12 protein-coding genes, 1 pseudogene and 1 riboswitch are annotated in these 12407 nt (G+C 76.1%); of the genes and pseudogenes, 9 read left to right on the plus strand and 4 right to left on the minus strand.

Annotation, left to right across the window (positions count from 1 at the left end; genetic code table 11):
- Positions 1-112 precede the first annotated feature (112 nt).
- The 3 genes from ADEH_RS21920 (at position 113) to ADEH_RS21930 (ending at position 2879) form a co-directional block, all read left to right on the plus strand.
- Positions 113-946 carry a PilZ domain-containing protein gene (locus ADEH_RS21920; RefSeq protein ID WP_041453770.1) on the plus strand — a complete coding sequence of 278 codons (834 nt, stop codon included), beginning with the start codon at positions 113-115 and terminating at the stop codon, positions 944-946.
- 105 nt (positions 947-1051) lie between these two features.
- Positions 1052-2371, plus strand: coding sequence for a DUF2157 domain-containing protein (locus ADEH_RS21925; RefSeq protein WP_011423290.1), 1320 nt, complete (start codon positions 1052-1054; stop codon positions 2369-2371).
- Positions 2361-2879 carry a GDYXXLXY domain-containing protein gene (locus ADEH_RS21930; protein ID WP_011423291.1) on the plus strand — a complete coding sequence of 173 codons (519 nt, stop codon included), beginning with the start codon at positions 2361-2363 and terminating at the stop codon, positions 2877-2879. The genes ADEH_RS21925 and ADEH_RS21930 overlap by 11 nt, the downstream gene beginning before the upstream one ends.
- A 3-nt stretch (positions 2880-2882) precedes the next feature.
- Here the strand turns inward: ADEH_RS21930 and ADEH_RS21935 are convergent, their stop codons facing one another.
- Together ADEH_RS21935 and ADEH_RS21940 are read right to left on the minus strand one after the other, a co-directional pair.
- On the minus strand, positions 2883-4292 hold the full coding sequence (locus ADEH_RS21935) for a sensor histidine kinase (RefSeq protein WP_011423292.1): 1410 nt from the start codon (positions 4290-4292) through the stop codon (positions 2883-2885).
- A 53-nt stretch (positions 4293-4345) separates the two neighbouring features.
- A complete protein-coding gene (locus ADEH_RS21940; protein WP_011423293.1) occupies positions 4346-5419 on the minus strand; it encodes an alpha/beta fold hydrolase in 1074 nt (357 codons plus the stop codon).
- A gap of 360 nt (positions 5420-5779) precedes the next feature.
- On the opposite strand from ADEH_RS21940, the gene ADEH_RS21945 reads away from it, so the two are divergent.
- The 4 genes and pseudogenes from ADEH_RS21945 to ADEH_RS21955 all read left to right on the plus strand — a co-directional run bounded on the left by ADEH_RS21945 (position 5780) and on the right by ADEH_RS21955 (position 8826).
- Entirely contained in the window at positions 5780-6118 is a 339-nt protein-coding gene (locus tag ADEH_RS21945) for a P-II family nitrogen regulator (RefSeq protein ID WP_011423294.1), read from the plus strand.
- A gap of 156 nt (positions 6119-6274) precedes the next feature.
- Positions 6275-6697 (plus strand): annotated as a pseudogene (locus tag ADEH_RS23610) (histidine kinase dimerization/phospho-acceptor domain-containing protein); the annotation flags it as partial.
- A 97-nt stretch (positions 6698-6794) separates the two neighbouring features.
- Complete coding sequence (locus ADEH_RS23615; protein ID WP_011423295.1) at positions 6795-7256, plus strand: two-component system sensor histidine kinase NtrB; 462 nt, start codon at positions 6795-6797, stop codon at positions 7254-7256.
- Positions 7257-7374: 118 nt separating this feature from the next.
- A complete protein-coding gene (locus ADEH_RS21955; protein WP_011423296.1) occupies positions 7375-8826 on the plus strand; it encodes a sigma-54-dependent transcriptional regulator in 1452 nt (483 codons plus the stop codon).
- A gap of 58 nt (positions 8827-8884) precedes the next feature.
- Here the strand turns inward: ADEH_RS21955 and ADEH_RS21960 are convergent, their stop codons facing one another.
- On the minus strand, positions 8885-9442 hold the full coding sequence (locus tag ADEH_RS21960; RefSeq protein WP_011423297.1) for a hypothetical protein: 558 nt from the start codon (positions 9440-9442) through the stop codon (positions 8885-8887).
- Between the two features lie 255 nt (positions 9443-9697).
- On the opposite strand from ADEH_RS21960, the gene glnA reads away from it, so the two are divergent.
- Positions 9698-11122, plus strand: coding sequence for a type I glutamate--ammonia ligase (glnA, locus tag ADEH_RS21965; protein WP_011423298.1), 1425 nt, complete (start codon positions 9698-9700; stop codon positions 11120-11122).
- Between the two features lie 70 nt (positions 11123-11192).
- On the opposite strand, the gene ADEH_RS21970 is transcribed toward glnA, so the two are convergent.
- Complete coding sequence (locus ADEH_RS21970) at positions 11193-11837, minus strand: hypothetical protein (RefSeq protein ID WP_011423299.1); 645 nt, start codon at positions 11835-11837, stop codon at positions 11193-11195.
- Positions 11838-11926: 89 nt separating this feature from the next.
- A riboswitch (guanidine-III (ykkC-III) riboswitch) is annotated at positions 11927-11995 on the plus strand.
- Positions 11996-12007: 12 nt separating this feature from the next.
- Between ADEH_RS21970 and sugE the strand changes: the two genes are divergently transcribed.
- Positions 12008-12328: a quaternary ammonium compound efflux SMR transporter SugE gene (gene sugE / locus ADEH_RS21975; protein ID WP_011423300.1), complete on the plus strand. Its 321-nt coding sequence runs from the start codon at positions 12008-12010 to the stop codon at positions 12326-12328.
- Positions 12329-12407: the final 79 nt, after the last annotated feature.

Below are 12407 nucleotides of genomic sequence, written 5' to 3' on the forward strand. Positions count from 1 at the left end.
GCGCGGCGTGGCATGAGGGGTTGCGGCTGGCCCGATGGGTCGTCGCGTGGTCGTGGGGCAGCGTGTGGGCGTGGGTGGGTGCAGCGTGCGTGGGGGAGGGGTGTCCAGCTCGATGCGAGGGTTCCCGCAGGTAGACTATCGGCGGGACCCGCGCCTGCCGGTGAGCGCGCCCGCCGTGCTCGCCGCGAGCGACGGCCGCTGGGACGTCATCGCCGAGGACTTCGCCGCCGGCGGCTGCCGCGTGGTGTCCCCGGTCCCGCTCCGGCTCGGCACCGCCGCCTACCTGACCTTGCAGCTCCCCTCCGGCGCGGGCCACGTGGCCGCCACCGCCACCGTCGCCTGGAACACCGCCGCGCCGCCCTGGCGGATCGGCTTCGCGTTCGCGCGCTCCGGCGGCGAGGAGCGCGCCCGCCAGGTCCGCGCGCTGCTCGACGCGAACCCGCGGCTCGGCCGCCGCCCGCAGCCGCTCCGCCCGAGCGCGCGGCTGCGGCTCGGGGCGCCGCCGGATCCCTGCCCGGTGTTCACCCGCGACGAGCGGGTGGTGCTGCGGGCCGCCCGCGACGCGCTGGCGGTGCGCGAGCTGTTCGGCCGCCACGCGGTCCGCGCCGTCGAGCTGCGCCGCGCGCTGCAGGGCCTCATGCTCCACGGCTGGATCCAGACCGGCGCGCCGCGCGCCACCGACCGGCGCTGGTCGGCGGTGCTGGCGGAGACGCTCTCGACCGGCGGTGCGCGCGCCACCCGCGACCGCCCCGCCGACGGCGCCGGCTACCGCCCGCTGCGCGGCCGGCGCGCCCAGGCGTTCGTGGACCTGGCCCGCGCCGAGAGCGCCGAGGGGCACGACGCCTCCGCGGTGGAGTGGCTGCAGGCCGCGCTGGCCGCCTCGCCCGAGGACCCGTTCATCCTCGCCGCGCTCGACGCGCTCACCGTGGGTCACGCCCGCGGCTGAGGAAGGGCTCGCACGAGGTCCCCGCGGGCGTGGCTGAACGCCGCGTCAACCCTCCCCCACCCTGGGCTCCGCCGCCTCTGGTAGGCTCCTCCGGAGGGAGGGGTCATGGAGCACGCATCGCGCCGGTTTCGCGAGGAGCTTCGCCGGGAGCTCCCGCGCTGGCAGCAGGACGGCCTGGTCTCGCCCGACGCGGCCGCGGCGCTCTGGTCGCGCTACCGGCTGGCCGAGGCGGAGCCGGCGTCCGGGCCGGGCCTCCTGCCGGTGTACGCGCTCGGCGCGCTGCTGGTCGGCGCGGGCGTGGTGTCGCTGGTGGCCTGGCACTGGGAGGACATGGGCCCGGCGCTCCAGCTCGCGCTCATCGGCGCGGCCATGGTGGCGAGCCACGCCGGCGGGTTGGCGCTCTGGCGCGGCCGCGCGCCGCGGCTCGGGCACGCGCTCACGCTGCTCGGCACCGTGATCTTCGGCGCGAACGTGGGGCTGGTGGCGCAGATCTTCCACGTGAGCGGCGTGTGGTGGGGCGGGTTCGCCGCGTTCGCGGCGGGCGCGCTCGTCGCCGGCGTCGCCTACCCGAGCCTGCCGCAGCTGCTGCTCGGCGCGGTGCTCGGGCTCTGGGTGTCCGGCCCCGGGCTCGCGCACGATCACTCCGGGCCCGGCCTCGCCGCCGCCTGGGTGGTCGCCCCCGCGCTCGTCGCGCTGGCCTGGCGCGAGCGCTCGCGCGCGCTCGCGGTGGTGGCCGCGCTCGGCCTGGCGCCCGTCTCCGGGTTCGCGCTGTTCGGCGCGAGGCTGGACCGCGGCTGGGTGGTGGTGGTGCTGTGCCTGGCGGCCGCGCTCTGCGCGACCCCGCTCGCGGCCGCGCCGCTCGCCGCCCGCTCCGACACCGGCGCCCGCCTGTCCGGCGCGCTCCGCGTCACCGGCCGCCTGCTGTTCTACGCGGCCGCCGCGGTGCTCTCCTTCACCGAGCTCGCCCACGAGCTGCGCTTCCGCGGCGCCCTGCCCGGCCTCGTGCTCGCCGCCGCGGCGCCGGCCGCCGCCTTCGCGGTCGCGGCGCTCGCGATCGGCCTGCGCCGGCCGGAGGTGGACCCGCTCGCGCGCGGCGAGGCCATGCTGGTGGGCGCCACCGTGATCGCGCTCGCCGCCGGCATGTCGCTCGAGACCGGCACCGGCACCGCGCTCGTCGCGAACCTGGCCATCGCGTTCCTCGCCGCGGGGCGCATCGTGCGCGGGCTCTCCGGCCTGCGCCGGGCGCCGTTCTGGGAGGGCATGGCCGTCGCGGGCGGGCTCACGCTCGTCCGCTTCGTCTCCATCGACACCGGCCTCTGGCTGAAGGGCGCCGGCTTCATCGCCTGCGGCGCGGCGGTGCTGCTCGGCGGGATCGCGTTCGAGCGCCGGCGCGCCCGCGCCGCGGAGGTGACCCATGCCGCGTGACCGCTCGCCGTCCTGGGGCCGCCTGGCGATCGTCCTCGCGGTCCAGCTCGCCATCCTGGCCGCCATCCCGTTCCGCCAGGCGCGGGCCCGCCTCGCTGGCGAGGACGTGGTGCTGGAGTCGATGCCGGTGGACCCGCTCGACCCGCTCTCCGGCTACTACGTCGCGCTCGCCTGGCGCGCCGAGCGCGACGCCGGCCCGTGGCAGGGGCCGGGCGACGGCGCCTGGCTGGTGATCCGGCGCAACCTGCCGGCCTGGGTGGGCGAGGCGTGCCTGGGCGAGCGACCGCCGCCCGAGCCCGAGCGGATCGCCATCCGCGCGGAGCGCACGGACGGCGGGTGCCGCATCCCCTCGGCGCAGCGCTTCTACATCCCCGAGGCGCGCCGCGCCGAGGTCGAGGCCGCCATGCGCGAGACCGGGCGCACCGCGCTCGTGGACGCGCGGGTGGACGCGGACGGGAACGTGGTGCTGCTCCGGCTGCGCGCCGGCGCGACGGTGGTCGGGCGCTGACGGCTACGAGCGCGGCTCCGGCGGCGCGAGCGGGACGGCGAGCCGCGCCACGGTGCCGCCGCCCTCGCGGTCGAGGAGCGCGAGCGCGCCGCCGTGCGCGTCCGCGACCTTCTTCGCGAGCGCGAGGCCGAGCCCGGTGCCCTTCTCCTTGGTGGTGAAGAACGGGCGGAACAGGCCGGCCCGCGCCTGCGGCCCCAGCCCCGCCCCGCGGTCGCGCACCTCGAACACCGCCTCGCCGCCCACCGCGCGCCCCGACAGCTCCACCTCGCTCGCGGCCGGCGCCGCCTCGACCGCGTTCCGCACCAGGTTCACGAGCGCGCGCCGGAGCTGCTCGCGGTCGGCCCGCGCCTCGCCCGCGCCCTTCACGCCGAGCGACACCTGCCGCGCCGCCGCGAGCGGCGAGGCGATCTCCGCCACCTCCGCGACCAGCGCCCCGAGCTCCACCGCCTCGCGCACCGGCGGACGCGTCCGGGCGTAGTCGAGGAACTCCTCGACGACCTTCGACAGCGCCGCCAGCTCGGAGCGGATGCGCGCCACGTGCGCCGCCTCGGGCCGGCCCTCCAGCTCCTCCGAGAGGATCCCGGCGAACAGGTCGAGCGCGCCGAGCGGGTTGCGCACCTCGTGCGCGATGCCGGCGAGCAGGGTCTCGCGCTCCTCGTCCCGGGCGCGGAGCGCCTTGCGCATCTCCTCCAGCGTGTCGCGCAGCATGCCCAGCTCGTCGCGGCGGCCCCGCGGCCACAGCGGCGTCTCGAGGTCGCCGCGCCCGATGCGCCGCGCGGCCTCGGCGAGGCGGGTGAGCGGCCGGGTCACCGAGAGCGAGGCGCCCGCGGCCACGAGCGCGCCCAGCACCGCGCCGGCCACCGCCAGCGTCGCGAGCAGGCGGCGGAAGCGGCGGAAGGTGGCGAACGAGGCGGCGGTGCCGTCGGCGCCCACCACCGCCACCACCTTGCCGGAGGCGTCGAGGAGCGGCGCGTAGCCGCTCTTGTAGAGCAGGCCGTCCGAGCCCTCGAACATCACCTGGCTCGCCACCGGCCGCCCGGCCGCGGCCTGCGCGATCTCCAGCCGGTCGCGCTCCAGCGCCGGCACCGGCTCGCCGATGCGGGTGCGGCCGTCGGAGTCCGCGAGGGCGGTGCGGTCGGGCCGGATCACGTAGAGGCGCGTGCCGGTGCTGCGCGCCAGCACGTCGAGGCGCGCGCGCACGTGGCCGTAGGTCCGGGTGCGCTCCTCGCCCGGCTCGAGCCGCGCCACCCGCTCCGCCGGCAGGGCCGAGGCCGCCGCCTGCGCCGCCGCGGTGAGGCGGGCCGAGAGCTCGTCCTCGAGCGCGCGCCGCGCCAGCCGGTCGGCGAGGAGCGCCATCGCGGCGAGCGAGACGAGCGCGGGGAGGGCGGCGGCGAGGGCGAAGCGGAGGCGCACGGGGCGATCCTAGCCGGATCGCGACCGGCCGGGGACGGCGCCCGCGCGGTCGGTCACCGGCGCTCCTCGAGCGCGGCGGCGAGGCTCGCCGGGCCGGAGTGCGCGAGCAGGAACTCGCGGACCACCGGGAACACCTGCTCCGGCGCGCCGCGCCCGAGCAGCAGGTCGGTGTGCCCGTAGTCGCGCTCGAACACCACGTAGCGCTTCGGGCCGCCCCAGCGACGGTAGGTCGCCTGCACCACCGAGGGCGGCGCGAGCCCGTCGCGCTCGGCGGCCACGAACAGCGCCGGCTGCGCGCACCCCTCCAGCCCGGCGCGGTAGTCGGCCTCCCCGTCCATCGACCGGAACGAGTCCTCGCGGATGAACGTCGCGAACTGCTCCAGCACCCCGGGCTCCAGGTTCTCGAGCCCGTTCGCGAGCAGGCGCCGGTACACCGGGGCCGCCACGTTCCGCATGTTGATGGCGAGGTCGGCCCAGGCCGGGTGCCAGTGGCCGGCGAACGGGGCCAGCATCCGGGCCGCCACCCGGGTGAAGCGGCCGAGCACGGTGAAGCGCAGCAGCACCAGCTTCTTCAGCCGCTCCTGCACGTCGAAGTGCGCCGGCGCCGCCAGCGCGACGATCCCGGCGATGCGCTCGGGGTAGCGCTGGCAGGCGGCGAGGCCCATGAGCGCGCCCTGGCTGTGGCCGACCCAGAGCACCTGCCGGGCGCCGGTGGCGGCGCGGACGGCGTCGAGCGCCGCGGGCACGTCCTCGCGCAGGTACGTGTCGAGGTTCCAGCGGCGCGGCGCGCCGGGGCCGCGGCGGGAGGCGCCGTGGCCGCGGTGGTCGAGCGAGAAGCAGTCGAAGCCCGCCCGCGCCAGGTGCGCGGCGAGCGCGTAGCGCTCCACGCCGAACTCGAACGCCTGCCGGTTCATGGCGATGCCGTGCACGAGCAGCACCGGCGGGAGCCGCGCCGCCACCCTCGGGCGGCACCGCCCCAGGCCGAGGGTCCAGCCGTCGCGGGTGGGGACCGATAGCAGCTCGTCCTCCACCGGCGGCACGGCCAGCCGCCAGGACCAGAACGCGTAGTGGAGCAGGGTCGCGGCCAGGAGGATCCCGGCGGCCGCGATCGCGACGGGGAGGGACATGGGGCGCGCATTCTACGGCGGGCGCGCCGGGGGCGCCCGGCGCCGGGCCGGCGATGCGACCCGAAGCCGCCGGGGCGCGGCCGGACGCCTCGCCCCGTCGCGAGCGTGGCCCACCCGTTGCACATGTCGATGCCGGAGCGTGGAACCGACGGACGGTGCACCGGGCGCATCCCGGCGCAGCGGCCGGGCGGGCACCGCGAAGGGAAGCGAACCGGACGTCCGGACGTGACCGGATCGAAGGCAGGAAGGGCCCCGGGAACGGGCAGGGAAGCCGCGTGGCGCAGGGGCGCGGTCTCCTTGACCGGCCGAGCCGACGGGGCGTAGCGTCGATCACCCATTTCCTACATGCCGAGGTGCGCCGTGAAGAAGGTCGAGGCCATCATCAAGCCGTTCAAGCTGGACGAGGTGAAGCAGGCCCTCTCCGAGGTCGGGGTCGCCGGCCTCACCGCCACCGAGGTGAAGGGCTTCGGCCGTCAGAAGGGTCACACCGAGCTCTACCGCGGCGCCGAGTACGTGGTGGACTTCCTGCCCAAGGTGAAGGTCGAGGTGGTCGTCGCCGACAGCCTCGTCGGCCGGGTGGTCGAGGTCATCGAGCGCGCCGCCAAGACCGGCCGCATCGGCGACGGGAAGATCTTCGTGCTGCCGGTGGAGGAGGTCATCCGCATCCGCACCGGCGAGCGCGGGGAGGAGGCGCTCTAGGCGCCCGGGCGCCCGTTCCGGCGGGCGCCCCGTCCTCCGCCCCCCGCGCACGCGGGGGCGCACCGGTCCACCGCACCCGTGTCCCGCACCGCCCAGCCCGCCCAGCTCTCCGCCGCGCTCTCCCGCGCCGCGATCGACTCCCTCGCCGACGCGGTCGTGATCGTCGGCGCCGACGGCGGGGTGCTGCACCTCAACCCCGCCGCCGAGGAGCTGTTCGGCCGCTCGCGCGAGCGCACCGTGGAGCTGCCGGTGCGCGCGCTCCCCGGCGGCGCCCAGCTCGAGAAGGTGGCCGAGCGCACCGTCCGCACGCACGAGGGGCAGGCGACCGAGTTCCCGTCGCCGCAGGACCGCGGCCTGCAGGTCTCGGTGTCGGCGACGCCGCTCCTCGACGGCGCGGTCTGCGCCGGGGCGGTGCTGGTGCTGCGGGTGCCCCGCTCCGCCGACCGCGCGCTCGACTTCGAGGCGCTCGCCGCCGGCCTCGCCCACGAGATCAAGAACCCGCTGGCCGGCCTGCAGGGCTCGGCCGAGCTGCTCGCCCGCGAGGCCGAGGGGCCCGCCCGCGAGTACGCGGCGGTGATCGCGCGCGAGGCGAAGCGCGTGGACGGGCTGGTGCGCGAGCTGCTCGACCTCGCCCGCCCGGCCGCGCTGCAGGCAGGCGCCGGTCGAGCTGCACGACGTGCTCGGCGACGCGCTGGTGCTGGCGCGCGGCATCCCGGGCGCCGACCGGATCGCGTTCGTGGAGCGCTACGACCCGTCGCTCCCGCCGGTGCTGGGCGACGAGGAGAAGCTCATGCAGGTGGTGCTGAACCTCGTCCGCAACGCGGTGGACGCGGTCGCCACCACCCCCTCGCCGCGGGTGACCATCGAGACCTCGGTGTCCCCGCTGCGCCTGCGCGTGGCGAGCGGCCGCACCCGCCCGCTGGCGCGCGTCTCGATCCAGGACGAGGGCCCGGGAATCCCCGAGGCCATGCTGCAGCGGCTGTTCACGCCGTTCGCGACCTCGAAGCCGCACGGCACCGGGCTCGGGCTCGCCATCTCGCGGCGCATCGTGGAGGCGCACGGCGGGCGCATCGAGGTCCGCAACCGGGCCGGGGGCGGGGCGGAGGCCAACGTGTACCTGCCCCTCGACGTCCCCTAGCCCGTCCGGCGTAGCGGCGGCCCCGCTGGCCCCGCGCTTGCCCCGCCGGTTGGCCCTGCGCTTGCTATGACGTACCGGGATCGGCGGATCATCGGGATCCCACAGCCAGGAGCGAGCGTTGCGAAAGGTCCTCATCGTGGACGACGAGCCCTCGGTCCGCTTCGTGCTCGCGCGGACCTGCGAGCGCGCCGGCGTGCCGTACGAGGAGGCGGGCAGCGCCGAGGAGGCGCGCACGAAGCTCCGCGCCGCCGGCGGCGGCAGGGACGGCGTCGGGCTGGTGCTGCTCGACGTCCGCCTCCCCGGCGACGACGGGTTCAAGCTGCTCGGCGAGATCGGCGGGCGGGTGGACTCCCCGTTCGTCGTGGTGATGACCGCCGAGGACACCATGCGCTCGGCGGTCGAGGCGATGAAGCGCGGCGCCGCCGACTACCTCGGCAAGCCCTTCGACCTCGAGCGCGTGGAGCGGATCGTGCGCGACCTGTCGGCCGCGCCGCCGCCGGGCCAGGCCGACGAGGCCGCCGCGCACGCCGACGAGCGGGGCGAGGCGGGCGCCGACGCGCGGCGCCTGCGCGAGGGCGGCGTGGCGCTGCCGGACACGCTCATCGGCCGGTCCGCCGCGATGGTCGAGGTCTACAAGGAGATCGGCCGGGTGGCGCGGACGGAGATGACCGTGCTGCTCATGGGCGAGTCCGGCACCGGCAAGGAGCTGGTGGCGCGCGCCATCCACGCCAACTCCACCCGCGCGCGCGGCCCGTTCGTCACCGTGAACATGGCCGCCATCCCGCGCGATCTCATCGAGAGCGAGCTGTACGGCCACGAGAAGGGCTCCTTCACCGGCGCGGTGGAGCGGCGGCCCGGCAAGTTCGAGCTGGCCAGCGGCGGCACGCTGTTCCTCGACGAGATCGGCGAGATGCCGATCGAGCTGCAGGCGAAGCTGCTGCGCGTGCTGCAGGAGCGCGAGATCGACCGGGTCGGCGGCACGCGGCCGCTCGCGGTGGACGTGCGCATCGTCGCCGCCACCAACGCCGACCTGGCGCGCTCGGTGGAGGAGGGGCGCTTCCGGCGCGACCTGTACTACCGGCTCGCGGTGGTGCCCATCCGCCTGCCCCCGCTGCGCGAGCGCGAGGGGGACGTGATCCTGCTGGCGCGCCACTTCGTCGCGAAGTTCGGCGAGCAGCTGAAGGGGCGGCCGGTCGCGCTGGGCAAGGACGCCGAGGCGGTGCTGCTCGCGCACCCGTGGCCCGGCAACGTGCGCGAGCTGCAGAACGTGCTGCAGCGCGCGCTCCTGAAGCTCGCCGGCAACCGCGTGGGCGCGCGCGACGTCGCCACCCTGGTGCCGGCCGCGGTCGCCGGCGAGCGCGCCCTCACCGGCCTCGTGGAGGGGCTGCTCGACGCCGAGCCGCCGGAGGGCGGGCGCTACCAGGCGGCCATCGCCGCCATCGAGGCGCCGCTCATCGCGGCCGCGCTGGCGCGGACCCACGGCAACCAGCTCCGGGCGGCCGAGCTGCTCGGGATGAACCGGAACACGCTCCGCGAGCGCATGCGCGCGCTCGGGATGAAGCCGCGCTAGCAGGCCCGCGCCTGCCCGGAACCCGGGCAGCCCGGTGCCCGAAAACCGGGCACCTCCGCTACATCGCCTCGACCAGGATCGACGCCTGCCGGGTCCCGTCGGGCAGCCCGGCGAGCGCCCGCGCGGCGCGCAGGGCGGTCGCGCCCTCGCGCGCCACCGCGCCCGCGGCCGCGAGCACGCGCGCGTAGTCGAGCCCCTCGTCCGGCGCGCACACCGCGAAGAAGCGCTGCGGGCCGCGGGCCGGCGAGGCCTGCACCTCGACGTCGAGCGCCGCGTGCGCCTGCGGCGCCGCGACGATCGGGTGGATCCGCCGGACCTGCCCGGCCGCGTCCACCGCCACGAGCCACAGCGGGCACGGGCCGCCGGGGTCGAGCTCGAGGTAGAGGCTCGCGCCGGCGCGGACGCTGGCGCCGTCGGGCAGCGGCTGCGCGGCGCCGGGCCGGCCACCCCACGCCGAGAGGCCGAGCACGGGCGGCTGCGGGACCGCGGAGCGGAGCACGGCCACCACCGCCACGGCGGTGAGGACGAACGTCCCGAGCGGCACCAGCGCCGCGAGCAGGCGAGGCGGGAGGCGGCGCGGGGGCGGAATGGCGCTGGCGCGATTCACTGCGTTCACGGCGTTTCCTCGTCCCGACCGCTCCGGCCGGGACGCCGAGCGTACATGGGGTCGCCCCCGCGGCGCCATGCCGCGCGGACTTCTGTCGCATCATACACCCATCGAGGTGCCCGGAAATCGAGCAGCGGCTGGCCGGGTTTGAGTCACGACCCGCCGGAGATCCGCGGATCTGGGCGCGTCAGCGGCTCGCAGGCGTGGCATGAGCCGTGCTAACTGGGCCGGCCAACAACCCCGCAGGCCGTGGAGATCCTCGCGATGGCGAAACTCACCCCGAAGGCGGTCCTGGACCTGGCCAAGGAGCGCAAGGCCACGTACGTGGACCTCAAGTTCATGGACTTCGTCGGGATCTGGCAGCACTTCTCGATCCCGCTCTACGAGCTCAGCGAGGACGTGTTCGAGGCCGGCCTCGGCTTCGACGGCTCCTCGATCCGCGGCTGGCAGGCGATCCACGCCTCCGACATGCTCGTGGTCCCCGACGCGGACACGGCCGCGATCGATCCGTTCATGGCGGAGCCGACGCTCTCGCTCATCTGCAACGTGGTGGACCCGATCACGAAGGAGCCGTACTCGCGCGACCCGCGCAACATCGCCATCAAGGCCGAGAAGTACCTGAAGTCCACCGGCCTCGGCGACACCGCGTTCTTCGGCCCCGAGCCCGAGTTCTTCGTGTTCGACGAGGTCCGCTACGACCACGGCGTGAACCACGCGTTCTACAAGCTCGACTCGGTCGAGGGGCAGTGGAACACCGGCCGCGAGGAGCCGGGCGGCAACCTCGGCTACAAGCCCCGCTACAAGGAGGGCTACTTCCCGGTCGGCCCCACCGACTCGCAGCAGGACCTGCGCACCGAGATGTGCCGGGTGATGGAGTCGGTCGGCATCCACGTGGAGCGGCAGCACCACGAGGTCGCCACCGCCGGCCAGGCCGAGATCGACATCCGCTTCGACTCGCTGGTGAAGTGCGCCGACAACCTCCAGTGGTTCAAGTACATCATCAAGAACGTGGCGCGCCGGCACGGCAAGACCGTGACCTTCATGCCGAAGCCGCTCTACGGCGACAACGGCTCCGGCATGCACGTGCACCAGTCGATCTGGAAGGCCGGCAAGCCGCTGTTCGCCGGCGACGGCTACGCGGGCCTGTCCGAGATGGCGATGTACTACATCGGCGGCATCCTCAAGCACGGGCCGGCGCTCGCCGCGCTCTGCAACCCGTCCACGAACAGCTACAAGCGGCTCGTGCCCGGGTTCGAGGCGCCGGTGAACCTGGCCTACTCGGCCCGCAACCGCTCCGCGTCGATCCGCATCCCGATGTACTCGCCGTCGCCCAAGGCGAAGCGCATCGAGTTCCGCTCGCCCGACCCGGCCTGCAACGGCTACCTGGCGTTCGCGGCCATGCTGATGGCCGGCCTCGACGGCATCGAGAACAAGATCAACCCGGGCCAGCCGCTCGACAAGGACATCTACGGCATGTCGCCGGAGGAGCTGAAGGACATCCCGAAGATGCCGGGCTCGCTCGACGAGGCGCTCGAGTGCCTCCGCAAGGACCACAAGTTCCTGCTGAAGGGCGACGTCTTCACCGAGGACGTGATCGAGACCTGGATCCAGTACAAGTACGACAAGGAGATCACCCCGGTCCGCATGCGCCCGAGCCCGATGGAGTTCGCGCTGTACTTCGACATCTAGGCGCGACCGAGGTCCCGCAGCACCGGGCGGCCGTCCGCGAGGGCGGCCGCCCTTCGCTTGCGCGGCGGGTTCACCGCCAGGCGAGGGCCGGATCGCGCAGCGGCCGGGCGCGCGTGGCCGGCCCGTCCGCGCCGGCCGGCGCCGGCACCTCCGGGCGCAGCGGCGTCGCCGCCGGCGCCCCGCTCATCACGATCCGCGAGACCACCCAGGGCGCCAGCACCAGCTCGGTCGCGAGCGTGGCCGCCGGGAACGCGTTCGCCGCCGCGAAGCCGAGCAGCCGCACGCCGAAGCAGGCCCAGTACGCCGCCGCGGTGCGCTCGCGCCCGGCCACCCGCTGCGCGGCCCACACCGTCACGGCGGGCGTGACCGCGAGGAAGCCGCCCAGGCCCACGAGCGCGAGCGTCAGCCCGCCCGCGTCCGCGCTGGCCTCGCCGTCCCAGAGGTCGCCGAACAGCTGCACCATCCCGATCGCGAAGATGCCCGCGAACAGCACGTCGGAGGCCGCCGCGCCCGCCGCCGCCGCGCCGTAGACGCGCCACGGGCCGGGCCGGTCCGCGGGCGGGGGCGGCGGCGCGGACAGATCGGGCGCGGCCGTGCGGCCTGGTCCGGGCGGCGCGACCTCCGCCGGCGCAGGAGGCGCGACGTCCACGGTGGGTGAATCGACCGGCGCCGCCACGGCGGCGGCGAGCCGGAGCGCGATCGCGCAGGCGAGCATCGGTCCCCCCTCCGCTCCACCGACGCCTCATCATCCCGGACCGCGCGTGCGCTCCGCTTGCCCCGACGCGGGGACCGGGGTATCTCGCTCCTGGCCGCGCGCGCCCGCGCGGCCCCGGACGAGGCGCGTCGTACCCGGTGACGACAAGACGACGCGAGGAGGAACGCCTCGTGCCCTGGATCTACCTCGTCGTCGCCGGCCTGCTCGAGACGGGCTGGGCCATCGGCCTCAAGTACACCGACGGCTTCCGCCGCCCGCTGCCCTCGGTGCTGACGGCGCTCGCCATCGTCGCGAGCATGTGGCTGCTCGGGCTCGCCGCGCGCGACCTGCCCATCGGCACCGCCTACGCGGTGTGGACCGGCATCGGCGCCGCCGGCGCCGCCGTCCTCGGCGTGGTGCTGCTCGGCGAGCCGCTCAGCCTCGCGCGGGCCGCGTTCCTCGGGCTGCTGGTGGTCTCGATCCTCGGCCTGAAGCTCACCGCCGCGTCCTGAGCCCGCGCCTGTCGAACGGCGCGCGCCCCCCGCGCAAGAACGCGCCGTGGCGGGCGCCGCGTCCGCCTGGTAGATGCAC

This window comes from Anaeromyxobacter dehalogenans 2CP-C (genome assembly GCF_000013385.1).
In the GTDB taxonomy this organism is placed as follows: domain Bacteria; phylum Myxococcota; class Myxococcia; order Myxococcales; family Anaeromyxobacteraceae; genus Anaeromyxobacter; species Anaeromyxobacter dehalogenans_B.